The 22809-nt window shown below is 68.4% G+C and carries 21 protein-coding genes; 12 read left to right on the top strand and 9 right to left on the bottom strand.

Features of this window, described 5'->3' with window-relative positions; genetic code table 11:
* The first annotated feature begins 46 nt into the window (after positions 1-46).
* From BN1959_RS03850 to dph2, 8 genes are all read left to right on the top strand, one after another.
* Positions 47-1138 (top strand): ABC transporter permease, encoded by a 1092-nt coding sequence (locus BN1959_RS03850; protein WP_053947393.1) that lies wholly within the window; start codon positions 47-49, stop codon positions 1136-1138.
* Complete coding sequence (locus tag BN1959_RS03845; RefSeq protein ID WP_053947392.1) at positions 1135-2688, top strand: ABC transporter permease; 1554 nt, start codon at positions 1135-1137, stop codon at positions 2686-2688. The genes BN1959_RS03850 and BN1959_RS03845 overlap by 4 nt, the downstream gene beginning before the upstream one ends.
* Complete coding sequence (locus BN1959_RS03840; protein ID WP_053947391.1) at positions 2688-3743, top strand: ABC transporter ATP-binding protein; 1056 nt, start codon at positions 2688-2690, stop codon at positions 3741-3743. Before BN1959_RS03845 ends, BN1959_RS03840 begins: the two co-directional genes overlap by 1 nt.
* Positions 3740-5071 carry an ABC transporter ATP-binding protein gene (locus BN1959_RS03835; RefSeq protein WP_053947390.1) on the top strand — a complete coding sequence of 444 codons (1332 nt, stop codon included), beginning with the start codon at positions 3740-3742 and terminating at the stop codon, positions 5069-5071. Before BN1959_RS03840 ends, BN1959_RS03835 begins: the two co-directional genes overlap by 4 nt.
* Positions 5061-5456, top strand: coding sequence for a DUF7555 family protein (locus BN1959_RS03830; protein ID WP_053947389.1), 396 nt, complete (start codon positions 5061-5063; stop codon positions 5454-5456). The genes BN1959_RS03835 and BN1959_RS03830 overlap by 11 nt, the downstream gene beginning before the upstream one ends.
* A gap of 45 nt (positions 5457-5501) precedes the next feature.
* On the top strand, positions 5502-6089 hold the full coding sequence (locus tag BN1959_RS03825) for a DUF7529 family protein (protein WP_053947388.1): 588 nt from the start codon (positions 5502-5504) through the stop codon (positions 6087-6089).
* 244 nt (positions 6090-6333) lie between these two features.
* Positions 6334-7023, top strand: coding sequence for a helix-turn-helix domain-containing protein (locus BN1959_RS03820; RefSeq protein WP_053947387.1), 690 nt, complete (start codon positions 6334-6336; stop codon positions 7021-7023).
* A gap of 79 nt (positions 7024-7102) precedes the next feature.
* Positions 7103-8149 carry a diphthamide biosynthesis enzyme Dph2 gene (gene dph2 / locus BN1959_RS03815; protein WP_053947386.1) on the top strand — a complete coding sequence of 349 codons (1047 nt, stop codon included), beginning with the start codon at positions 7103-7105 and terminating at the stop codon, positions 8147-8149.
* Between the two features lie 9 nt (positions 8150-8158).
* On the opposite strand, the gene BN1959_RS03810 is transcribed toward dph2, so the two are convergent.
* Positions 8159-9043 carry a hypothetical protein gene (locus BN1959_RS03810; protein ID WP_053947385.1) on the bottom strand — a complete coding sequence of 295 codons (885 nt, stop codon included), beginning with the start codon at positions 9041-9043 and terminating at the stop codon, positions 8159-8161.
* Positions 9044-9145: 102 nt separating this feature from the next.
* Between BN1959_RS03810 and BN1959_RS03805 the strand changes: the two genes are divergently transcribed.
* The 3 genes from BN1959_RS03805 to BN1959_RS03795 all read left to right on the top strand — a co-directional run bounded on the left by BN1959_RS03805 (position 9146) and on the right by BN1959_RS03795 (position 12924).
* On the top strand, positions 9146-10315 hold the full coding sequence (locus tag BN1959_RS03805; protein WP_053947384.1) for a M24 family metallopeptidase: 1170 nt from the start codon (positions 9146-9148) through the stop codon (positions 10313-10315).
* A gap of 351 nt (positions 10316-10666) precedes the next feature.
* The gene (locus tag BN1959_RS03800) at positions 10667-11443 is read left to right on the top strand and encodes a prephenate dehydrogenase/arogenate dehydrogenase family protein (protein ID WP_053947383.1); all 777 of its coding nucleotides are present in this window, start codon (positions 10667-10669) and stop codon (positions 11441-11443) included.
* On the top strand, positions 11440-12924 hold the full coding sequence (locus tag BN1959_RS03795; RefSeq protein ID WP_053947382.1) for a small ribosomal subunit Rsm22 family protein: 1485 nt from the start codon (positions 11440-11442) through the stop codon (positions 12922-12924). The genes BN1959_RS03800 and BN1959_RS03795 overlap by 4 nt, the downstream gene beginning before the upstream one ends.
* A gap of 13 nt (positions 12925-12937) precedes the next feature.
* On the opposite strand, the gene BN1959_RS03790 is transcribed toward BN1959_RS03795, so the two are convergent.
* Positions 12938-13504, bottom strand: coding sequence for a DUF1684 domain-containing protein (locus tag BN1959_RS03790; RefSeq protein WP_053947381.1), 567 nt, complete (start codon positions 13502-13504; stop codon positions 12938-12940).
* Between the two features lie 92 nt (positions 13505-13596).
* Between BN1959_RS03790 and BN1959_RS03785 the strand changes: the two genes are divergently transcribed.
* On the top strand, positions 13597-14811 hold the full coding sequence (locus tag BN1959_RS03785; RefSeq protein ID WP_053947380.1) for a metal-dependent hydrolase family protein: 1215 nt from the start codon (positions 13597-13599) through the stop codon (positions 14809-14811).
* Here the strand turns inward: BN1959_RS03785 and BN1959_RS03780 are convergent.
* The 7 genes from BN1959_RS03780 to BN1959_RS03750 form a co-directional block, all read right to left on the bottom strand.
* Positions 14808-15728, bottom strand: a complete 921-nt coding sequence (locus tag BN1959_RS03780; protein WP_053947379.1) for a DMT family transporter — start codon at positions 15726-15728, stop codon at positions 14808-14810. The two genes, BN1959_RS03785 and BN1959_RS03780, sit on opposite strands and share 4 nt — an antisense overlap.
* A 63-nt stretch (positions 15729-15791) precedes the next feature.
* Positions 15792-16289: a CBS domain-containing protein gene (locus tag BN1959_RS03775; RefSeq protein WP_053947378.1), complete on the bottom strand. Its 498-nt coding sequence runs from the start codon at positions 16287-16289 to the stop codon at positions 15792-15794.
* 71 nt (positions 16290-16360) lie between these two features.
* Positions 16361-17872 carry an ABC transporter ATP-binding protein gene (locus BN1959_RS03770; RefSeq protein ID WP_053947377.1) on the bottom strand — a complete coding sequence of 504 codons (1512 nt, stop codon included), beginning with the start codon at positions 17870-17872 and terminating at the stop codon, positions 16361-16363.
* Positions 17865-19058, bottom strand: a complete 1194-nt coding sequence (locus BN1959_RS03765; RefSeq protein WP_053947376.1) for an ABC transporter ATP-binding protein — start codon at positions 19056-19058, stop codon at positions 17865-17867. Before BN1959_RS03765 ends, BN1959_RS03770 begins: the two co-directional genes overlap by 8 nt.
* A gap of 1 nt (position 19059) precedes the next feature.
* A complete protein-coding gene (locus BN1959_RS03760; protein ID WP_053947375.1) occupies positions 19060-20103 on the bottom strand; it encodes an ABC transporter permease in 1044 nt (347 codons plus the stop codon).
* On the bottom strand, positions 20100-21098 hold the full coding sequence (locus BN1959_RS03755) for an ABC transporter permease (RefSeq protein ID WP_053947374.1): 999 nt from the start codon (positions 21096-21098) through the stop codon (positions 20100-20102). The genes BN1959_RS03760 and BN1959_RS03755 overlap by 4 nt, the downstream gene beginning before the upstream one ends.
* Entirely contained in the window at positions 21099-22760 is a 1662-nt protein-coding gene (locus tag BN1959_RS03750; RefSeq protein WP_053947373.1) for an ABC transporter substrate-binding protein, read from the bottom strand.
* Between the last annotated feature and the right edge of the window lie 49 nt (positions 22761-22809).

Genomic DNA, 22809 nt, shown 5'->3' with positions numbered 1-22809 from the left:
CGTCCCGCTTTGCTCGTCGACCGAGCCATGCTGAAGAGACTCACACATGAATCGTTCACTGTACATCCTGAAACGACTCGGGTTAGGTGTCCCCGTCGTGCTGTTCGGGCTGACGATGTCGTTCCTCATCATGTACCTCGGCCCGCTCGACCCGGTGCTGGCGATCCTCGGCCGTGACGCCACATCGAGCGACATCCGACAGCTCCGGATCGCGCTCGGCTACATCCAGGCCGACGGGACCCCCGTACCGGTCTGGCGCCAGTACGGCAACATCATGTACGACCTGTTCACGCTGGAGTTCGGGCAGTCGTGGGTCCTCCAGCGTGGGGTGCCCGTCACCGAGGTCATCGCGAACCGGATGCCCGCGACGCTGTGGCTCGGCTTCTGGTCCGTCGTGATCGCGCTCATCTTCGGGGTCCCGCTCGGACTGTACGCCGGCCTCCGCGCCAACACCTGGGGTGACTACCTCGCCTCCGGTGGCGGCATCATCTGGCGTGCGATGCCGAACTTCTGGCTCGCCGTGATGATCGCCGGGAGCCTCAGCGCCGGCGGCGCGCTCTCGTGGTACCGAGGGCTCGGCATCAAAACCGACGTGATCGGGACGCCCGACGAGGTGGCGAACCTGTTCACGGTGATCGAACTGTTCAACGGGGTGCCGGTGTTGGAGCTCCTGTTCCTCCCGATCCCCGACCTCCGGAACATGGCGGTCGCGTTCAAATGGATCCTGCCCGCGGCGCTCGTGCTCGGCTCGGCGTCGATGGGGAACGAGATCCGTATCGGCCGCACGGCAGTGCTGGAGAGCATCAACTCGAAGTACGTGGAGACGGCCAAGGCCAAGGGACTCTCCCCACGGCGGATCGTCGTCAAACACGTCGGCCGGAACGCGATCGTCCCGCTGCTGCCCGTCATCATGGGTGAGTTCTACCTGCTCATCGGTGGCTCGGTGCTCGTCGAAAGCGTGTTCAGCATCAACGGGCTCGGGAACCTCTTCTTCCGGGCGATCCTCGGACCCGACATCCCCGTGGTGATGGCACTCGTGTTCATCTTCGTTCTCATCCAAGTACTGATGAACATCCTTCAGGACGTACTCTACACACTGATCGACCCGCGTATCACACTGGGTGACACCCAACAATGAGCACGAACACCGCCTCCGAAAGCGACACCGGCCCGAAGTTCGAGTACGACGACAGGCCGCTGTGGTCCCGCGTCGTCGACGATCCGGCGCCGGCACTCCGCTGGCTCTCCGTGACGGCCGTGCTGATCGCCGTCGAGTTCGGCGCGTTCGTCGGCGCGATTCTGACGGTACTCGACGCGGCGTTCATCGGCGTGACCGCGATTTTCGACGTGCTGTTCGGCCTGCTCGGGCTGGGCGGGCTTTCGTCCGGCGTCGTCGACTTCCAGTCGAGCGTCTCCAACGCGGTAACGGGCGTCCGTGACACCGCGGAAGGGCTCCCGACGCTGCTCAGCCGGGAGACGATTCCCAACCAAGGCCACATGGCCAGCGCCGACGGGCCGTGGGTCGACACGTTCCTCGGCCTGGAGCCGGCGCTGGCGTGGGGGTTCCGCGTCCTCCTCATCGTCGCCTACTCGCTGTTCGCGTTCTACTGGGTGTTCCGCGGCTGGCTCGTCTTCCGCGACCACTACCGCCAGGCCGACTGGACGCCCTCCGACGACATCGTCGACCGGCTCCGTGACCACCGCTGGGGCCAGTTCGGCATCTTCGTGCTCGCGCTGTTCCTGATCATGGCGCTGTTCGGCCCGGCGCTGGGGCCGACGACGGTCGCGGGCAACATTCAGTCGCCGTACAGCACCGAGATCCAACACTTCGACGAGGAGGCCGGCGAGGTCGTGACGATCAGCGCCGGCGCCGCCAACTTCGACTCCAAGTCCAAAGGCGCCGGCAGCCAGAACGTCGGCCCGATGACGTACGACAACTTCGAGCGGTTCCATCCGTTCGGCACGCTCCCGAACGGCCGTGACCTGTTCACCTTCATGATGGGCGGGGCCCGGATCACGCTGATCGTCGCCGGACTCGCGATCGGACTGAGCGCGTTTATCGCCGGCGGGCTGGCGATGGTGTCGGCGTACTACACGGGGGTGATCGACCTCGGTATCCTCACGACCGCCGACGGGATCGTCTCCGTTCCGCGGCTACTCCTGCTGATCATGATCAGTGCGGTGTTCGCGAACCACTGGATCGCAAGCGTGCTCGACGGCGGGTTCCTGTTGGCACTGATCTTCGGGTTCACGGGCTGGCCGTTCCTCTGGCGGGCAGTCCGTGGTCCGGCGCTGCAGGTCGCCCAAGAGGAGTGGATCGACGCCGCCGAGAGCTTCGGACAGGGGTCGCGGACGATCATGCGCAAACACATGTTCCCCTACATCACCGGCTATCTACTCGTGTACGCCTCGATGTCCACCGGCGGGATCATCGTCGGTCTCGCCGCACTCTCGTTCCTCGGCAACGGGCTGGGGATCACGCCGCCGACCCCCGCGTGGGGGCGTGCGGTGTCGCTCGGCCAGTCGTACGTCTCCGGGCCGTCGTGGCACATCTCGTTCATCCCCGGCGTGATGATCGTCGTGCTCGTCACGGGGCTGAACGCGTTCGGTGACGGGATCCGCGACGCGATCGACCCCGAGACCGAGAGCGACGAAGGTGAGGAAGCCGCCGCAGGGGGTGGTGCCTGATGGCCGCGGACGACGACGTGGTGCTCTCGGTCCGGAACCTCCAGACCGTGTTCCACACCGACCGCGAGACGATCAGGGCCGTCGACGGCGTCGACTTCGACGTCCGGAAGGGCGAGACCGTCGGCATCGTCGGCGAGTCCGGCTCCGGGAAGTCGGTGACCGCCCGCTCGATCATGGGGCTCATCGAGAGCCCTGGCGAGATAATGCCCGGCTCGTCGATCAAACTCAACGGCAAGGAGCTGACCGAGTACGACGAGAAGCAGTACCAGCAGGTCCGGGGAAGCGGCATCGGGATGGTGTTCCAGGACCCCCAGAAGTCGCTCAACCCCGTCTACACCGTCGGGAACCAGATCATGGAGTCCCTGGAAGTGAACCAGGGAATCACCGGCGAGGAGGCCCGCAAGGAGGCGATCAGGCTGCTCGAACGGGTCGCCATCCCCGACGCCCCCCGTCGGCTGAACGAGTACCCCCACGAGTTCTCGGGCGGGATGCGCCAGCGTGCGGTGATCGCGATGATGCTCGCCTGCGATCCGGAGTTCCTCATCTGCGACGAGCCGACGACCGCGCTCGACGTGACGATCCAGGCGCAGATCCTCGAACTGCTCGAGGACCTCCAAGAGGAGCGCGGGCTCTCCATCCTGTTCATTACTCACGACATGGGCGTAATCGCGGAGATCGCCGATCGCGTGAACGTGATGTACGCCGGCGAGTTCGTCGAGAAGGCGCCGGTCGAAGATCTGTTCGCGAACCCGCGGCACCCCTACACCGACGGGCTGCTGGGAGCGATCCCTGGCGACCAGTCCGCGGGCGAACAGCTCCGGACGATCGAGGGCGACGTGCCGACGCCGAACGAGGAGGCGAGCCACTGTCGGTTCGCGCCGCGGTGTCCGAAGGCGTTCGACGCCTGCGACGCCGTCGCCCCACAGCACGTCCAGGTCGGCAAGAACGACGACCACACCGCCGCCTGTCTGCTGTACCCCGACGACGAACCCGAGGACCGCCGCGTGGAGCACCACCGGGAGCTCGCCGCGGCCGACGGAGGTGAGAACGAATGAGTCAACAGCTTCAGCGCGACGATCCGACCGACGAGGAGACGCTCATCGAAGTCGAGGGGCTGAAAAAGTACTACGGCGGGAGCGGCGTGCTGTCGCCGCCGCCGGTGCAGGCCGTCGACGGCGTCGACTTCGAGATCAAACGCGGCGAGACGTTCGGGCTGGTCGGCGAGTCCGGTTCGGGCAAGAGTACGCTCGGCCGGACGCTGATCCGGCTCGAACAGGCCACCGAGGGGAGCGTCTCCTTCGACGGCACGGATATCACCGAGCTCTCCGGGACGGAGCTGAAACACTGGCGGCGGAACGCCCAGATGGTGTTCCAGGACCCCGAGTCCAGCCTCAACGATCGGATGACCGTCGGTGAGATCATCCGCGAGCCGCTCGACGCCCACGACTGGAAGACCGACCGCGACCGCCGACAGCGCGTGCGTGACCTGCTGGAGAAAGTCGGGCTGCAGGAGGAGCACTACTTCCGCTACCCCCACCAGTTCTCGGGGGGACAGCGCCAGCGTGTCGGGATCGCCCGCGCACTCGCGCTCAACCCCGAGTTCGTCGTGCTCGACGAGCCGGTGTCGGCGCTCGACGTGAGTGTCCAGGCGAAGATCATCACGCTGCTCGAAGACCTCCAAGAGGAGCTCGATCTCACCTACCTGTTCATCGCCCACGACCTGAGCGTCGTCCGGCACATCTGTGACCGCGTCGCGGTGATGTACCTCGGGAAGATCATGGAGCTCGGCGAGACGGAGGAGCTGTTCAACGCCCCGTCGAACCCGTACACGAAGTCGCTGCTGTCGGCGATCCCGCGGCCGGACCCGACGGCGACGATCGACCGGATCACGCTCCCCGGGACGCCACCGAGCCCGCGGGACCCGCCCCAGGGCTGTCAGTTCTCGACGCGCTGCCCGGCGAAGATCCGGCCCGAGCCCTACCAAGATCTCGACGACGACGTGTGGGAGGCCATCGAACGGTTCCGGGAGATCGTCCGGGAGCGGACCCGGGTCGAGCTCTCGATCACCGACCGCGTGAAGCGCCGGACCGGTAACTTCTCGAAACACGACGACATCGAGGAGGCGGTCGCCGACCTGTTCGACGGCGTCGACAGGCCCGCGTCGGTCGAGGAGCCGATCGAGCAGGCGCTCGAGCGGGTGAAAGCCGGCCACCCCAGTGAGGCACGCGACCTGCTCCGCGAGGAGTTCGGCGGCGTCTGTGACAGCGAGCGCCCCGAACACTACACGGTCAGCGACACGGGGCGAAAGAGCTACTGCCACCGCCACTCCGACGAGTACGCGGACGTGGACGCCCGGCTGGGTCGAGAGACCCGTGGCGAGTAGACGCCTCCTCCGCTACGCGGAGTTCGCCCTCTGGGTCGTCGCGGCGACGACGCTGATCGTCGCCGGCGCCGCGGTGCCGGCGTTCCTGCTCGGCGAGGGGCTCCCCACCCTGAAGCTGCTGCTGTTCGTGATCGGGACGCTGCTGTTCGGGGTCGGAAGCTTCGGCATCCAGCCCGAACGCCCCAAGCGGGACGGACAGATCGTCGACCTCGAGGGCGAGGAGCCGAACCGCTTCGAGGTCAAGATCCAGGAGCTCCCGCCGCTTCGAGGGGAGCGGCTCCCCTTCTCCGACCGGGTGGACCGCAACGTGAAGCTGTTCACCACCGCGGTCGCCGTGCTCGCGGTGTCGGCGGCGCTCGAACTCGTGTTCGGCGTGCCCGGCTGAGGGGGAACGCACACCTTTTATCAGCGACGCCACCCCTGTATCGGTATGGTCAACCCCGACGGCGAGGGCGTGCCGGACGAGCTCGACCGGATCGCCGACGACGCCGACGTGATCCGCGACGGCTGGCAACGGACGGTCGAGGACACGCGAGCGATGGCCGCCGACCGCGAGGACGCCGGCTACGAGACGCTCGTCGTGTTCTCACAGGACACCTCACCCGTCGCCCCCGACGCCGAGGGCGCCGAGCACTGGGGCCTGACGTATCTGGTCGACGGCGACACCGCGGAGACGGTCGTCGACGCACGCGAGCGTGCCGAGTTCGACGAGACCGCGGTGTATCAGGCCGGCGCCGGCCCGACGACGTTCATCGTCACCGAGTGTCTCGACCACGACGAGGAGCTGATCGTGTTCGTCGCCGGCGCGTTCCGGAAGCGCGAGGCGGGCGAGCTCGTCCGCGCCGCGACCGAGCGCGGGGAGATGCACACCCACTTCCGAAAGCTCGACGGCACCGTGATCGCCTCGGTCGATCACGACGACGTGTCGGCCTTTTTCCCCGACCCGCAGGAGTACTACTCCTACGGCGGTGAGTTCGCCGCCGACCCCGGGCTGGCGGGCGACGGCGACGGCGAGTGATCGCGCCTAACAGCATAGGCTGACAGTTTAGACGTGACGAGCCGGTACGTCCGGTCGGAGGCGTGGGACCCTCCGAGCAGGCGACGGAACGACGCCGGAGTGCGAACGGGAGCCGGCGGGACGACATCGGTGTCCACGGACGGCGGGGTCGAGCGGCGGCGGCCGCCGCGGGAAGGCGACCCCCGAGACGTATTCAGGGCGGTCCACCCCGAGGTTTTTGTCCGTAGCTACGGTAACTGTTGACATGTCAGTCCGATCGGGGCAGTCCAACGACGACCCGGTCGTCGAACTCGAGTTCGCGTTCGACGACCCGACGTACCCGTTCGTCGGCGCGTCGGCGGCGGGGTCCTGTCGGCTCGAACTCGAGGAGATGGTCCCCCGCGCCGACGGGGCGTACGCGGAGTTCTACAGCGTGCGCGGCACCGATCTGTCGATCGTCGAGACGCTGTCGGCGGAACACCCGTCGATCGCGGTCACGGTGATCGAGCGCTACGACGACGGGGGGTTGTTGGAGTTCCTCGTCGAGGAGAACTGTCCGGCGGTGCGGCTGGCGGAGTTGGGCGCGCTCCCGCGCTCGGTCGTCGGCGACCACGGCGAGGGCCGCATCGTCGCGGAGCTGCCCGGCGAGTACGACGCCCGCGACGTGATATCGACGTTTCAGGCGGAGTACGACGGCGACCTCGTCGCCAAGCGGGAGCAGGAGTCGTTCACGCCGCTTTTCAGCCACCGCGAGTTCGAGCGCGCGCTGGAGCGCCGGCTGACTGAGCGCCAGCGCGAGGTGCTCGAAACCGCCTTCGAGGCGGGCTACTACGACTGGCCCCGACAAGTGAGCAGCGAGGCGTTGGCCGACCGGCTGGGGATCAGCCAGCCGACGCTGTCGGAGCATCTGACCGCCGCCGAGCGGAAGCTGCTCTCGCTCGTGTTCGAGCGCTGAGTCCCGGGATCGTGGGTCGCGGGAGCACGTGAGTGACGGGAACGCGGGGATTATCCGTCTGTACCCGGTAACGACGCTAATGAGTCAGGACGCCGCCGGCGACGCCACGAGCGAGGGGGACCTCCGGAACACGGGGATGTCCCTGCGCCACGACCGGGAGTGGGACTACGAACTGGAACGCATCATCGAGGAGATCGAGGAGAAAGACGCCAAGAAGGTCGGCCTGCAGTTCCCCGAGGGGCTCAAACGCCGCGGCCCCGCGGTCGCCGACGACCTGCGGGCGCTGGCGCCCGACGACGTGACGTTCATGCTGTCGGGCCAGCCCTGCTACGGCGCCTGCGACCTCGACACGTTCCTGATGCGCCGCACCGACGTGTTCGTCCACTTCGGCCACTCGCCGATGAAGAACTCGGACAAGATCATCTACGTCCCACTATTTTCCAACGTCGACCCGTTCCCGATGATGGAGGAGGCGCTGGGGGAGCTCCCCGAGGACGACGTGGGGCTCGTGACGACCGCCCAGCACATGAACCTCTTCGACGACATGAAGGAGTGGCTGGAGGACGAGGGGTACGAGGTCCACACTCGGAAGGGTGACGACCGCCTGACCCACGAGGGGCAGGTGCTCGGCTGCAACTACGCCTCCGCGGACATCGACGCCGATCAGGTGCTGTACGTCGGCGGCGGGAAGTTCCACCCCCTCGGGCTGGCGATGGAGCACCCCGACAAGAAGGTCGTCATCGCCGACCCCGTGAACAACGTCGTCACCGTCGCGGACACGGAGAAGTTCATGAAGCAGCGCTACGGCGCGGTCCACCGCGCGATGGACGCCGAGAAGTGGGGCGTCATCTTCTGTACCAAGATCGGGCAGGGCCGCTGGGAGACCGCCGAGCGGATCGTCGACGAGAACGAGAACGCCTACCTGATCACGATGGACGAGGTGACGCCGGACCGTCTGCGTAACTTCGACATGGACGCGTTCGTCAACACGGGCTGTCCGCGGATCACCACCGACGACGGCCCGCAGTTCCACAAGCCGATGCTGACTCCCGGCGAGTACGAGATCGCGATCGGCAACAAGCCGCTGGACGAGCTCTCCTTCGACACGTTCCACGGCACCTGGTAGTCGCGGCCGCTACTCGTTGTTCCCTTCGCTCGTCGTCACTTCGTACAGCTCTTCCTCGTAGCGGATCGCGTACGGCTCGTCGATACCGAACGACGGCGTGATCGCGTGGTTCTCCTCGACGTACCGGACGCGCTCGACGCCGTCCTCGAAGTACGACAGCGTGTTCCGCAGCCGGTAGTCGTGTGCCGCCCGCTCGGGGACGATTCGCACCGGTTCGTCGGCGGTCTCGACGCGTCGGACTGTTAGCTCGGCGCGGGAGCCGTCTTCGTCCTCGCCCTCACCTCGGACGGTCACGACGCCGCCGTCGCGGGCGGCGTCGACGACCCGTTCGGTCGGTTCGAGCGTTAGTTCGGGGGCGTCGACGCCGAAGCGGGCCGCGAAGCCGAGCGTCTCTCCCTCGGAGTCGCCGAGGACGCCGTCCGCCGTGAACGCGTACTCGCCGCCGCCGAGGCCGCCGACGGTCCCTGCTTCGAGCCACGCGTCGTAGTACCGGTCCGGGTCCGGCGGGAGGTCGTGCTCGGCGGTGAGCGCCCACTCGTGGCGCCCGCCGGAGTCGAGAGTCATCAGCGGCTCCCGCCAGATGTCCGGGACCACGCGGTACCAATCGCCGTCGGCGCGCTTCCAGAGCGTCCACGCGTAGAAGTTGGTCGACAGCGTCCGGTCCGATCCGTTCTCGAGTGTGAACGTCACCGTCTCGGGCGGCGAAACCGACCGCGTGTCGGCGGTCAGCGCGACCGCGACCGATTCGGGGTCCGTCTCGGGGACGCAGACGATCCGGTCGCCGACCGACGGGCAGTCCGAGGCGTCACTGGGGACGCCCATGGCGTCGGAGCCGGGCGCGGTACAGCCGGCGAGCGCGAGCGCGGACAGTGAGAGGAGGGCACGTCGTCGCACACCGGTCGTCCGGCCGGTGCCGGGAAATCCCTTGTGTCGACGCTTGCTGCCAGCGTGGCCGCGACGACAACGCCTTTGCCGACGCCGCCCGCCAACGCGGACATGGAGATCGACACCAGTTCGCTCGACGAGTACCTCGCCGACGAGGGACTCGACGGCTACGCGGTCTACGCCGACAGCGACGACTCGACCCAGCGCTACCTCTCCGGCTTCGACGCGCCGGACCCCTTCTTCACCGTCTACACGCCCGAGGGAACCGCACTCCTCACTTCGGGGCTGGAGTACGGCCGCGCGACGAAGGAAGCCCGCGGCAGCGTCGACCGCACCTCCGAGTATGACTACCAGTCGCTCCGCGAGGAACACGGGGGGGGCGTCGCCCGGGCGAAGCTCCAGGCGGCGTTCCTCGATGCCAACGGCGTCGACTCGATCGCGGTGCCGGAGACGTTCCCCGTCGGCGCGGCTGATGGCCTCCGCGAGGAAGGGATCGCGCTGAGCGTCGACTCGGCGGGCGTCGTCGACGACATCCGCGCGGTGAAGACGGAGGAGGAGGTCGAACACGTCCGCGAGGCGACCATCGCCAACGAGGCGTCGATGCAGGCCTGCGAAGACCTGCTCGACGCTGCCGAGGTCCGGAACGGGACGCTCTATCACGAGGGCGAGCCGCTCACCAGCGAGCGCGTCAAAACCGAGATCGAGGTGACGCTGCTCGAACACGGCTGCGCGCTGGACGAGACGATCGTCGCCTGCGGCACCGACGCCGCGGACCCGCACGACCGCGGCAGCGGGCCGCTGGAGGCGGGCCAGCCCATCATCGTCGACATCTTCCCGCGGAGCAAGGAGACGGGCTATCACTCCGACATGACCCGGACGTTCGTCAAAGGCGAGGCCAGCGGGACGGTCGCGGAGTGGTACGAGCTCACCCAGGAGGCCAAACGCGCGGCGTTTGAGCAGTTGGAGGCCGGCGCGAGCGGCGCCGACGTGCACGCGGCGGTGTGTGACGTGTACGAGGCGGCCGGCTACCCGACGCTCCGGGACGACCCGTCGACTGAAACGGGGTTCATCCACAGCACCGGCCACGGGGTCGGGCTGGACGTCCACGAGGCGCCTTCGTTATCGCCGCGTGGTGGGGAGCTCGAGGCCGGCCAGATCGTGACGATCGAACCCGGGCTGTACGACCCGGCGCACGGTGGCGTGCGGATCGAGGACATCGCGGTGGTGACCGAGGACGGGTACGAGAACTTCACCGACTACCCCGAGCAGTTAGAAGTATGAACGGTCGATAGCTGGGGCATTCTCTGTTCTGTGGGAAGTAGAGTTTCCGTGAAGGCAGACAGCAGTACTCTGAACGTGGGCGGTCGCTCCGGCCCCTTTCAGTCCCACCCCACAGTACAGCCCTCACGCCTCCCCAGCTGACTCACTCGCTTCGCTCGTTCGTCCTCCGAGAGAGCAAGCTCTCTCGTGCCCTCGCTCGGTTCACTCGCGAGGACCTCGCGCTCGGTCGGCGCACGGAGGCGCCGACGCTTCGCGCCACCGCAACGCCACTCGACGAACTTCTCCCGCCGTCCCGAACCAACTACCGACATCCGCGCCCCTTTTCACCCGACGACCACCAGTTACGGGTAGATGACGCTCTGTATCGTCGGCGCCGGCGCGATGGGTCGCTGGCTGGCCGGAACGCTCGTCGACGCCCGGCCGGCGGTCGACCTCGCGTTCGCCGACACCGACACCGCGGCCGCCGAGGACGCCGCCGCCGAGTTCGACGCCGAGGCAGTCACGCTCGAGGGCGGCGTGCCGGCGACGGACCGCAGCTTCGAGACGGTCGCGCTAGCGGTCCCCATCCCCGCCGTCGAGACCGCCGTCGCGGACTGGGCGCCGGCCACGGGAGCAGCGATGCTCGACCTCTCGGGCGTGATGGCCGAGCCCGTGGCAGCGATGGACGAACACCTGCCCGACTGCGAGCGCGCGAGCCTCCACCCGCTGTTCGCCCCCGAGCGGGCGCCGGGCAACGTCGCGCTCGTCGCCGACGCGGTGGGCCCGACGCTCTCGCCGCTGCTTGACGCGCTGCGGGCGGCGGGCAACGAGGTGTTCGAGACCACGCCCGCGGAGCACGACGACGCGATGTCGACGATCCAAGCCAAGAGCCACGCCGCCGTCCTCGCGTGGGCGCTGGCCGGCGACGAGGTCCGCGAGGAGTTCCACACGCCGGTCTCCGCGGGGCTGTCCGACCTCGCCGGGACGGTGACCGACGGCGACGCGCGCGTGTACGCCGACATTCAGGACGCTTTCGGCGGCGCCGACGCGGTCGCCGACGCCGCACGCGAGATCGCCGACGCGGACAGCGAGGCGTTCACAGCGCTGTACAGGGAGGCGGGCGACGCCGCCGACGGGGGTGACCGATGACCGTCGACCGCGATCGCCTCCGGGACACCGTGAACTACCTCCGGGAGGTTCGCCCGATCGACCCCGAGGAGATCCGGGAGTACTTCGACGACACGCCCCACTCCGCGGTGGTCCGGCAGGAACTCCGGGCCGCAGCGTTCGACTTCGACCTCGTGGAACGAGCGGACGGCACGTTCGTCCCCGCCGCCGACACCCCCCTCTCCCCGCCGGGATGGGCACCCGAGACGCTCCCCGCCGAGTACGAGCGCGTGGTCGTCGACCGGCTCGTCGAGCGGTTCGGGCTCGACTGGAACGACGGCGACTCCGGCGACGAGCTCCGGGAAGCGGTCCGCCGACTCAAGGCCGACTACTACCACGGCAACCCCGTCGAGTACGACGAGACCGCGGCGCTGGGGTACGCGATCTACCATCTGCCGGACTACTACGCCGCGATGGGCTACGTGCTCGACGACCTCGCGGCGAACGGCGACCTCTCACGGACGCTCCGCGTGCTCGACGTCGGCGCCGGTGTCGGCGGTCCCGCACTAGCGTTGATCGACTACCTCCACGAGGCGGCAAGTGTCGACGGGGAGCCGCCACTGATCGAGTATCACGCGCTGGAACCCTCGCCGGCCGCGGACCTGCTCGAAGACCTGCTGGCGGAGACCCCCCGAAACGTCCGAACGACGGTCCACCGCGAGCGCGCGGAGGAGTTCGACCCCGAGTCGGTGGGCGAGGTGGACCTGCTCACGTTCTGTAACGTGCTCTCGGAGCTGGCCGACCCCGAAGCGACGGCGGCGCGCTACCTCGACGCGGTCGCCGACGACGGCACGATGCTCGCGATCGCACCCGCGGATCTGGAGACCGCGACCGGGCTCCGTGAGGTCGAGCGTTCGATCGCCCGGCCCGACTCGGGGCCGTCGGTGTACTCGCCGACGCTCCGGCTCTGGCCCGACGAGTCGCCGTCGGACCGGGGCTGGTCCTTCGACGTTCGCCCCGACGTCGAGGCGCCGCGGATGCAACAGCAGTTAGACGAGGGCGAGCGCGGGGCCGGCGGCGGCACGGAGCGCGACGACCCAGGGACGTTCACGAAAACGTCGGTCCAGTTCGCGTACGCGCTGTTGCGCCCGGACGGGAAGCGACGGAGCCAGATCGTCGCTTCCGCCGACCGCCACGCCAAGGCCGGGGAGATGGAGCGCCACGTCAGCAACCGTATCGACCTATTGACGGTGAAGCTCAGCCCCGACCTGAGCCGGCAGGGCGAACGGACGCGGGAGTACGGCGCCGACCCCAACCCGATCTTCAAGATCGGGGACGGCAGCGAGAACACCGAACAGTACGCGGTGCTCACCCAGCACACCGAACTTAACCGCGCGCTGGGGGAGGCCGACTACGGCGCAGTGCTGTCGATGGAGAACGCGCTCGTGCTGTGGAACGACGACGAGGAGGCGTACAACCTCGTCGTCGACGGCGAGACGGTCGTCGATCTCGTGGTGCCGTAGGTCGGCCGACGGCTCAGTCCTCGCCGAGGTCGGGCGTCTTCTCCCCGGCGGGGACGACCACTTCGAGCCAGTTCTCCTCGGGCGGCAGCGGGCACGCGAACGTCTCGCTGAACGCACAGAACGGCGAGTACGCGAGGTTGAAGTCGAGCGTGACGATGTCGGCGTCCCCGAGCTCCTGTTCTGGCTCGAACTCCATGTACCGCCCCCCGGAGTACGTCTGCTGGCCCGTCGTCTTGTCCCGGAACGGGACGAACAGCGTGTCGTCCTCGCTGTTCTCCTGTCGGTAGGCGTGGAGTGTACACTCCTCGCCCCGGAGCTCGAACGCGAACGTCGCGACCCGGAGGTAACGGGTCGGCGGACCGTTGGTCGTCTCCATCTCCACCGGCTCGGGCTCGTCGTGGGCGGTCACCTCGGCCTCGACCCGGAACGCGGGGTCGGGGTCGAAGTAGTCGAGGCCGTCGAACGCGTCGCGGTGCTCCGGCGGGACCGGCGACTGCGGGTGTTCGGCGAAGAACTCGTCTTTCTCCTCGCGGTTCCGTCGGAGCTGTGTCTTCCAGTCTGCGGGCGTCGAGTCGCTCATGGGCGCGGTTGGGCCCGCCCGGGGATGAGTCCGGCGTTGTCGGGGCTGCCGGGAGCCGAACCACTAACAGATGTGGTTCGCTACCGAAAAGCATGGAGTACATCGACTGCGGCACGCTCGTCGACGGCACCGGCAAACAGCCGATCAGCGACGCCCGGATACTCGTCGAGGACGGTCGGATCGTCGAGGTCGGGCCCGCCGAAGCCGTCGCGGCGCCCGACGACGCCGAGCGCATCGACCACGCCGGCGAGACCGTGATCCCGGGGCTGATCGACGCCCACCTCCACCTCAAGGGGAGTCGGTCGATGGAGCCGTTCGACTGGATCCGGGAGTCGACCGAGCTCGCGACCGCGCGGGCGACCGCCGACGTGCGGACGCTGCTCGAAGCCGGCTTCACCGCCGTCAGGGACGTGGGCAGCGAGGCCGGCCTCCCGATCCGACGCGCCGTCGACGACGGGACGATCCCGGGGCCACGCGTGTTCACCAGCGGCAGCAGCTTCTCCCAGACCGCGGGCCACGGTGACCGTCACTACCTCCCCTACGAGTGGGCGACGAGCGACGAGGGCGGCGGGAGCCAGATCGTCGACGGCGCGGACGAGTGCCGGAAGGGAGCCCGCGAGCGCATCCGCGAGGGCGCCGACCTCGTCAAGATCATGACCACCGGCGGCGTGCTCAGCGAGAAGGACGCCCCCAGCCAGAGCCAGTTCACCGACGCGGAGATCCGGGCGTTCACTGAGGAGGCCCACCGCGTCGGCATCCCGGTCGCCTCCCACGCACAGGGCGCGCCGGGAATCAAGGCCGCCCTCGAAAACGGCGTCGACACGATCGAACACGGCTTCTACATCGATCAGGAGTGTCTCGACTTGTTCGAGGAGACGGGCGCGGTGTTCGTCCCGACGCTGTCGATCATGCACCGACTCGTCGAGCGCGGCGAGGAGTTCGGCGTGCCCGAGTACGGCCTGCGGAAGGCTAGAGAGGCCAGCGAGGCTCACTTCGAGGCGACCCGGCGGGCCTACGAGGCGGGCGTGGCGATCGCGCTCGGCACCGACTTCCTCGGGCCCGAACCGGTCGCTCACGGCGAGAACGCGCTGGAGGCGGAGCTGTTCGTCGAAGAGATCGGCATGAGCGAACACGAGGCGATCGTCGCCGGCACGGCGACGGCAGCCGAGACGGTGCCTGCCGACGACGTCGGGACGCTCACGGCCGGCAACTACGCCGACCTCGTCGCGTTCGCGGACTCACCGCTGTCTGACATTTCGACCCTCCACGAGCCGGCGGCGGTGTACAAGGGCGGGGAGCGGGTCTAACTGCCGACGCGGACCCGATCGAGCTCCGAGGCGATCTGGCGGCGTTTCAGCAGCGCAAAGCCCGCGAGGATCAGCAGAAAGCCCGCGACCGTCTCGACGGTGACCACTTCGTCGAGCACTAGCCAGCCCGAAACGGCCGCGAACACCGGCGCCACGTAGGAGACGAGGTTGATCTCGATCGGGCCCAGCCGGTCCAGCAGGTCGAAGTAGATCAGGAACCCGACCGCGCTGGCGAGGATCGAGAGGTAGCCCATGCTCAGCACGGCCAGGAGGTTCAGCTCGATGCCCGCGAACGACTCCCCCAGCCCCGCGCTCACGACGTGCATCAGGAGCGCGCCGAGCAGCATCGACCACCCCTCCATCGCCTCGATGGGGAGTTCGGTGTCGAGCCAGCGAGTGAGCACGCTGCCCAGCGCGAACGACGCCGCCGCGGCGACGATCAGCAGCTTCGCTCCCATCCCGCCGGCAAGCAGGTTCGCCGGATCGGGGTCAGCGATCACGACCGCGCCGGCCAGTCCGAGCAACAGCCCGACGAACCCGACGGGTTCGAGGCGCTCCTGCGGGACGAACAGCCGGGCGAACCCCGTCGTCAGGATCGGGCTCAGGCCGACCAGCACCGACGCCGACGCGCTGGTGACGGCGTCGTCGGCCTCGCCCACGAACAGCAGCGCGTGGTAGGCTGCGATCACCAGCACCGCGCCGACGGCGACGCTGGCCCACTGATCCCGGCCCCGCGGGATCGGGTCGTCGAGCACCCACCACGCGTAGCCGAGCATCAACACGCCCGCGATATCGTACCGGATCGCCGCGAACAGCACCGGCGGGAACACCGCCAGCCCGGCCTTGATCGCCATGAACGCCGAGCCCCAGACTGCAGCGAGCGTCAGAAAGAGCGCGAGGTTCCGGTAGCGAGACACGACCGGAGCGAGGACCAGCGACGGCTTAGGGGTACTGTTTCGGTGGCGGTCGGCGCGCCGTCGCTACTCCGCGCCGGCCGCACCCGCCGCGTCCCGTTCCCGGCGGAGCCCGCGCAGCAGGTCCTGTCGGGTGATGATGCCGACCAGTTCGTCGCCGTCGAGCACGGGCAGTCGGTTGATGTCGCGATCGGGGTTCGCGAGCAGGTCCAGCAGCGCGTCGATGCTCGCGTCGACGCCGACGGTCACGGGATCCTCGGTCATCACCGAGCTGATCGGGTCGTCGGCGTGGGCGGCGATATCCACGTCGTCGCCCGGGAGGTCGAACGCGTACGTCAGCGTGTCGACGATCGGCGGGATGCCGATCGGGATCCAGAGCACGCGGTCCTCGACCTCGAACAGGTTGACGAGGTCGCCCTCGGTGACGACGCCGACGAGGCGCCCCTCGTCGACGACCGGGAAGCCGCTGAATTTCACGTCCGCGAGGCGGGCGAGCACCTCGCCTACCTCGTCGTCGGGTGCGACGGTCTCAACGTCGGCGGTCATCACGTCGGCTGCGTTCATAGTCGAACCGTGGGGCGGGGGCTACGTGAACGTTGCTGCCCACAGTCAGAAACGAGGGGGTCGGTGAGAACTCAGTCGTGGAGGTGGCAGGCCACGACCTCGCCGTCGGCGCCGGGCTCGTCGTCCGGCGGCGTCGTCTCACACACCGTCTCGAAGCGCTCTCGCAACGTCGCCGCGGCGGTGTCGAACTCGCAGTCGGCGACGGCTTCGAGCGCCTCGTCGACGACCGCCGCGTTCTCGCCGGCGATCCCCGGGATCTCCTGCTTGCGGTACTCGGCGGGTTCGATCTCTCGGATCTCCTCGGGGTCGAGCCTGCCGGCCTCGACGTTCTCGCGGAGATCCATCACGCCGCGGAACGCCGACTGTTCGATGTCGACGTCATCGGGCGGGATCACCTTCGGGCAGCGCGTCCGGAACCGACAGCCCGAGGGCGGGTTCCGCGGCGACGGGACGTCGCCGGAGAGCGTCGCCACGCGGCGGCCCTGCTCTTCGACCTCCGCGCGCGGGACGCTCTCGAGCAGCGCCTCGGTGTAGGGGTGATCGGGGTTCTCGAAGATCTCGTCGGTCGGCCCGAGCTCCGCGATCTTGCCGAGATACATCACCGCGACGCGGTCGCAGATATGTCTGACGACGCTCAGGTCGTGGGCGATGAACAGGTACGTCAGCCCGAACTCGTCCTGCAGGTCGTCGAGCAGGTTCAGCACCTGCGCCTGTACCGAGACGTCGAGCGCGCTCACGGGCTCGTCGAGCACGATGAACTCCGGGTCGAGCGCGAGCGCGCGGGCGATGCCCACGCGCTGGCGCTGCCCGCCCGAGAACTCGTGTGGGTAGCGGTCGACCTGATCGGCCGAGAGCCCCACGCGTTCGAGCAGTGCGCCGGCTCTGGCGTTGCGGATCCCCCGGTCCGAGCCGGTGACGGTCACCGAGACGTGGAGCTCGCCGTCGCGTTCCTCGACGGTCGCGCCGAGCAGCTCCTCGTGGGCGTCGACGGTCGCGTCGTACGCCACCCCGTCCTCGTCGTCCGTCTCGACGCGCCGTACCGTCACCGGGACGCGGGCGACGCCGTCGTCGCCCGCCTCGACCACGCGGTCGAGGTCGTCGGCGACGGTCACGTCGATCATCCGGTCGATCCCGTCCTCGACGGTCATCTCGGCGTCGGTTGCGACCGTCGGGTCCGACTCCGGCAGCCCGTGGATCCGCATCCCCTCGGCGACGATGGCGCCGACGGTCATCCGCGGATCGAGGCTGGAGAACGGGTCCTGGAACACGATCTGGGCTCGCCGGCGGAACGCCGACAGCGACTCGTCGTCGAGATCGAACACGTCCTCGCCGTCGAACGCGACCGTGCCGCCGGTCGCCTCCCGCAGGCGGAGGAGCGTTTCGCCGGTGGTGGACTTCCCGCAGCCGGACTCGCCGACGAGCCCCAGCGTCTCGCCCTCGTGGACGTCGAAGCTGACGCCGTCGACGGCTTTCACGCTGGTCGCCTCGTTGCCGAGGAGGCGGTCGAGCAGCCCGCCGCCGTCCTCGTAGTACTTCCGGAGGTTCCGGACCTGCAGTAGCGCGTCGTCGCCGCGATCAGTCATCCGTGATCACCTCCTGTTTCGCCTCGGGCCCAAGCGCTTCGGACTCGTCGTACTCCCGATCGGCGAGTACACAGCGCACGTGGTGGGCGGCGTCGTCGACCGTCGACTCCGCCTCGTGCTCGTCGATGCGGTGGAGACAGGACTCCATCGCCTTCGGACACCGATCGGCGAAGTAGCACTCCTCGCCCATCTCCGCGTCCAGCAGGCTGGGGACGTTCCCCTCGATCGGCGAGAGCCGCGGCGCCGGATCCTCGATGTCCGGGATCGACCCCAGCAGCCCCTCGGTGTAGGGGTGGACGGGGTTCTGGAACACGTCCTCGAGCGCGCCGCGTTCGACCACCTCGCCGGCGTACATCACGCCGACGCGCTGGCACATCCGCGCGATCACGCCGAGGTTGTGAGTGATCAGGACGACGCTCATGTCCTCCTCCTCCTGCAGGTCTCGCAGGAGGTTCAGGATCTGCGCCTGGATCGTCACGTCGAGCGCGGTCGTCGGCTCGTCGGCGATCAGCACGTCGGGCTCGCCGGCCAGCGCCTGTGCGACCATCGCGCGCTGGAGCATCCCCCCCGAGAACTCGTGGGGGTACTCCTCGGCGCGCTGTTCGGGGTCGGGGATGCCGACCCGTTCGAGCAGTTCGACCGCGCGCTCGTGGCTCTCCTCGGAGACGTAGTCCCGTGAGGGGAGCACGGAGTCGACGAGCAGTCGCCCGAGCCCGTACCCCTGCGTCCGGGAGCGGGTACGCCGCGGGTTCGCGCGGGCGCGGCGCTGGACCTCGACCGCCTCGGCGATCTGTTCACCGACGGTGATCGAGGGGTTGAGGCTGCTCATCGGGTCCTGGAAGATGGTCGCGAACGCCGGCCCGCGGAGCCACCGTCGGGTCGACTCGGGCAGCTGGCGCACGTCGACGTAGTCGCCGTCGACGGCGTCGGGGTAGGACTCCCGGTGTTCCTCGGCGAGATCGGCGTCGCGGTACCACACCTCGCCCTCGACGATCCGGCCCGGCGTCTCCACCAAGTCGATCAGCGAGAGCGCGGTGACGGACTTCCCGGAGCCGGACTCGCCGACGATGCCGAACGTCTCGCCGTCCCGCACGTCGAAGTCGACGGACTCGACGGCGTTGACCTGCCCCTCCTCGGTGAAGAAGCGGGTCGTGAGGTTCCGCACTTTGAGGATCTCGTCGGTCATCTCAGACACCCCCCTCCCCCTCGATACCGGGGTCCAAGGCGTCCCTGAGCCAGTCGCCGACGAGGTTGACGCCGATCACCGCGAGCACGATCGCCAGCCCTGGCACCGTGGCGATCCACCACGCACTGGAGAGGTAGCCACGCCCCTGGGAGATGTCGAACCCCCAAGAGAGCGTCGTCCCCGAGAAGCCGAGGAAGGAGAGCGAGGACTCGAGCAGGATGATCGCGGCGACCTGGATCGTCGCGAGCACCAGGATCGGCGTCGTCGCGTTGGGCAGGACGTGCCGACCGATGATCCGGGCGTCGCTGGCGCCCAGCGCGCGGGCAGCCTTGACGTACTCCTCCTCGCGGATCGACAGCGCCTCGCCGCGGGCGATCCGGGCGAACCACACCCAGTTCACCAGTCCGACGACGATGATCACCGTCCCGGGGAGGACGAAGGATTCGGGCATCCCGGTCGGTAAGCCGAGGGCTGCCCGGACAGGGTCGACGATCCCCAACGCCACGAACGGGTCGGGGACGTCGACGGCTGCCCGCCCCCAGAGCCCGATCAGCGCGATCGCGAGCACCAGCGATGGGAACGCAAGCGACACGTCGGCGAAACGCATCAGTGCGTCGTCGACACGGCCACGGTAGAAGCCGGCGACGAGGCCGACGCTTACCCCGAGAACGGCGGCGAGCAGCGTCCCGAGGACGCCGACCATCATCGACGTGCGGGCGCCGTACACCGCCCGGGAGTAGACGTCCTGGCCGAGCGAGTTCGTGCCCAGCGGGTGGCTCGCGGTCGCATTTATCGCGACGGTCTCGTTGACGATCTGGAGCGAGCCGTTGACCATCTCCGAGGAGGTTTCCTCGGTGGTTCGGCTGAAGCCGAGCGGCGGGAGGTTGTTCTCTTCGAGGTCCTGGTTCGTCGGGTTGTGCAGCGCGATAAAGGGAGCGAACGCCGCGACCAGGATCATGACCAGCACGAGCACGATACCCAGCTTCGCGAGCGCGCTCGATCGCAGCTCTTTCTTGAGGTTTCGGAGCGTTCGTGGGGAGATCATTCAGCGACCACCTGTGGGTCGAGATACGCGTAGACGGCGTCGACGACGAGGTTCACGATCACGAAGCCGCTGCCGATCACCACCAGCGTCGCCTGCAGGATCGGCCAGTCACGGGCGTTGATCGCGTTGATTAGCGTCGTGCCCAGCCCCGGCCAGGAGAACACCGCCTCGGTGATGACCGCGCCGCCGATCAGCGTGCCGAGCTGGAGGCCGAGCACGGTGATCACGGGGATCAGGGTGTTCCGCAGCGCGTGCTTGTACCGGACCAGCGACTCGGGCAGCCCCTTCGCACGGGTCGCCCGCACGTAGGACTGGCCCAGCTCCTCGAGCATCCCCGAGCGGGTGAGCCGGGTGATCAGCGCCGTGAAGTACGTCCCCAGTGTCACCGCGGGGAGGATGATATGCCGGAGCCACTGCCAGAACGCGTCGATGCCGGGGCCGACACCTTGGTTGACGAGGATGCTGAACGCGGCGCCGAAGCCGAACGCGCGGCCGCTGGTCGGGAACAGCCCGAACTCCACCGACAGCACCAGGATCAGCATGATCCCCAGCCAGAAGTTCGGCGTCGAGATACCGACCAGCGAGAACGTCGTCGCCGCGTAGTCGGCGGGCTCGTGGCGCCGAGTCGCGCTGATCACGCCCAGCGGAATCGAGAGCCCGATCGCGATGATGCTGCTGGCGACGGCCAGTTCCAGGGTGGCGGGCAGCTTCGAGAATACCTGCGCGCTCGCCTCGATCCCCGAGATGTAGGAGTAGCCCATGTCGCCCTGGAGCAGGTCCCAGAGGTAGTCGAGGTACTGGACGTACAGCGGCTGGTCCAGCCCGAGCTCCGCGGCGATCCGATCGCGAAGCTCTTGGCTAGCATCGAGCGGCGCAACCGCGTCCACCGGGCTGCCCGGCGTGATGAACCGGAGCATGAACACGATGGTGACGACGCCCCAGACCACGCCGATCCCCTGCAGCCCCCGCTTCAGCAGGAACCGTCCGTAGGACATCTATTCTTCGCTGGGCAGGCCCTGGGCCTCCTCGATGAGTCGGTCGAACTCGTCGCTGGACCAGCTCGTGAGGTTCCCGTCGCTGGTGAGCAGTGGGATGAGCGTCTGGCTCGCGTCGAACGTGGTGTTGCCCCAGCCGAGCAGGTACCAGTGGGGGCTGGTCTCGATATCCCCGTCGAGGATCTCGCTGGCCAGCGCCTGGAAGTCACGCTGGTTCACGCTCGCGGAGACGTTCTCCAGGTCGTCGAGGTAGCCCGCGACGGCCTGAGCGATCTGGACGTCGTTGAGGTAGCGCCCCACCGGCGTGTGGAGCTCGACCTCGACGCCGCCGTAGCCGGACTCCTCGACCAGCGCCTCCGCCTGTTCGGGATCGTACGGGTACGGGTCGAGATCGCCGTTGTAGCCGAAGAACCCGTCGAGCGTCGGCTGTGCGGTCTGGTCGCCGAACGTGCTGAGCACGTTCTCGACGATACTCTCGAGGTCGATCGCGTAGTTGACCGCCTGGCGGAACTCGGGGGAGTCGAACGGCTCCACGTCGTAGCGCATCGCGTTGAAGATGACCCGCGTCGACGGCGCCGCGGCGATGCTCGCGCTGTCGCTCTGCTCGACCCGGTTCACCTCCTGGGGCGGGACGTTGACGACGATGTCCGACTCCTCGGAGAGCAGCGAGTTCACGCGCGTGCTCGACTCGCTCGAGGACCGGAACGTCAGGCTGCTGATCTCCGCGGACTCTCGCCAGTAGTTAGTGTTCCGGTTGAACACCACTTCGACGCCCTGCTCGTACGTCTCCAGTACGAACGGCCCGGTGCCGTCCATGTTCTGGTTGATGTAGGAGCCCTCGTTGGACTCGATCCAGGACTTGTTCACGATCGGCCCGTAGCTCGCGAACAGCGAGAACACGATGGGGTTGAGCCCCTCGCTCATCACGTCGACCGCACGCTCGCCGTCGACGACTTCGGCGCCGGTGACGCCCGCGAGCTGATCCTGCTGGGGGCTGGCGAGCCCGCCCGTGTCGGGGTCGACGATCCGGTTGATCGAGAACGCCACGTCCTCCGGCGTGAGGTTGTCGCCTGAGTGGAACGAGACGCCGTCGCGGATGTGGAACCGCACCCGGCCCTCCTCCTGCCGGCTGTAGTCGTCAGCCAGCGAGTCGACGATGCCGCCCTCCCGGTCACGGTCGAGCAGCTTTTCGTACGCCTGCATCACGATGTTGTCTGTCGGGGTCTCGCGGTGGTCCTGCGGGTCGAGCCCGCTGTCCATGCTGGACTGGTTGATGACCACGTCGTCGCCGCTGTCGGTCGCCGGCGAGATCGCGTAGGCGTTGATGAACTCGTCGGCGCGGGCCTGCCACTCGATGTCGTCGCTCTTGCCGTACACCGAGTACTGGCGGTTGAGGAACACCCACGGCGCCTGCTCGTGGGTGAGTCGGTTCGCGCGCTGGAGGTAACCGTCGCGGGTCTCCGGCTCCGGCCGCTCGGTCGCCGTCTGCTCGGGTTCGGTTTCCGTTCCCATGCCGTCGGTCGGCGTGTCGGTGTCGCCGCCGCTGCCCTCGGTGTCGGTCCCCCCGCCGCCGCCGCAGCCGGCGACGGCCGTCGCCGTCGCCGCGCCAGCGAAGCCGAGGAACTTCCGTCGACTCACGTCCGGACTGTCTTTGTCAGCCATAGACAGTCGGATGGGGCGGATTGACTTATACCCTGTGGCGGGGACGCAC

The sequence above is a fragment of the Halolamina sediminis genome (assembly GCF_001282785.1).
Taxonomy (GTDB): Archaea; Halobacteriota; Halobacteria; order Halobacteriales; family Haloferacaceae; genus Halolamina; species Halolamina sediminis.
Note: the sequence above shows the minus strand (reverse complement) of the source record. Positions and strands in the feature narration are given on the sequence as shown.

What these genes read in the sequence shown, in the direction of transcription:
- BN1959_RS03850 (WP_053947393.1), top strand. Translation starts at nt 47, where the DNA reads ATGAATCGTTCACTGTACATCCTGAAACGACTCGGGTTAGGTGTCCCC.
- BN1959_RS03845 (WP_053947392.1), top strand. Translation starts at nt 1,135, where the DNA reads ATGAGCACGAACACCGCCTCCGAAAGCGACACCGGCCCGAAGTTCGAG.
- BN1959_RS03840 (WP_053947391.1), top strand. Translation starts at nt 2,688, where the DNA reads ATGGCCGCGGACGACGACGTGGTGCTCTCGGTCCGGAACCTCCAGACC.
- BN1959_RS03835 (WP_053947390.1), top strand. Translation starts at nt 3,740, where the DNA reads ATGAGTCAACAGCTTCAGCGCGACGATCCGACCGACGAGGAGACGCTC.
- BN1959_RS03825 (WP_053947388.1), top strand. Translation starts at nt 5,502, where the DNA reads ATGGTCAACCCCGACGGCGAGGGCGTGCCGGACGAGCTCGACCGGATC.
- BN1959_RS03820 (WP_053947387.1), top strand. Translation starts at nt 6,334, where the DNA reads ATGTCAGTCCGATCGGGGCAGTCCAACGACGACCCGGTCGTCGAACTC.
- dph2 (WP_053947386.1), top strand. Translation starts at nt 7,103, where the DNA reads ATGAGTCAGGACGCCGCCGGCGACGCCACGAGCGAGGGGGACCTCCGG.
- BN1959_RS03805 (WP_053947384.1), top strand. Translation starts at nt 9,146, where the DNA reads ATGGAGATCGACACCAGTTCGCTCGACGAGTACCTCGCCGACGAGGGA.
- BN1959_RS03800 (WP_053947383.1), top strand. Translation starts at nt 10,667, where the DNA reads ATGACGCTCTGTATCGTCGGCGCCGGCGCGATGGGTCGCTGGCTGGCC.
- BN1959_RS03795 (WP_053947382.1), top strand. Translation starts at nt 11,440, where the DNA reads ATGACCGTCGACCGCGATCGCCTCCGGGACACCGTGAACTACCTCCGG.
- BN1959_RS03790 (WP_053947381.1), bottom strand. Translation starts at nt 13,504, where the DNA reads ATGAGCGACTCGACGCCCGCAGACTGGAAGACACAGCTCCGACGGAAC.
- BN1959_RS03785 (WP_053947380.1), top strand. Translation starts at nt 13,597, where the DNA reads ATGGAGTACATCGACTGCGGCACGCTCGTCGACGGCACCGGCAAACAG.
- BN1959_RS03775 (WP_053947378.1), bottom strand. Translation starts at nt 16,289, where the DNA reads ATGAACGCAGCCGACGTGATGACCGCCGACGTTGAGACCGTCGCACCC.
- BN1959_RS03770 (WP_053947377.1), bottom strand. Translation starts at nt 17,872, where the DNA reads ATGACTGATCGCGGCGACGACGCGCTACTGCAGGTCCGGAACCTCCGG.
- BN1959_RS03765 (WP_053947376.1), bottom strand. Translation starts at nt 19,058, where the DNA reads ATGACCGACGAGATCCTCAAAGTGCGGAACCTCACGACCCGCTTCTTC.
- BN1959_RS03760 (WP_053947375.1), bottom strand. Translation starts at nt 20,103, where the DNA reads ATGATCTCCCCACGAACGCTCCGAAACCTCAAGAAAGAGCTGCGATCG.
- BN1959_RS03755 (WP_053947374.1), bottom strand. Translation starts at nt 21,098, where the DNA reads ATGTCCTACGGACGGTTCCTGCTGAAGCGGGGGCTGCAGGGGATCGGC.
- BN1959_RS03750 (WP_053947373.1), bottom strand. Translation starts at nt 22,760, where the DNA reads ATGGCTGACAAAGACAGTCCGGACGTGAGTCGACGGAAGTTCCTCGGC.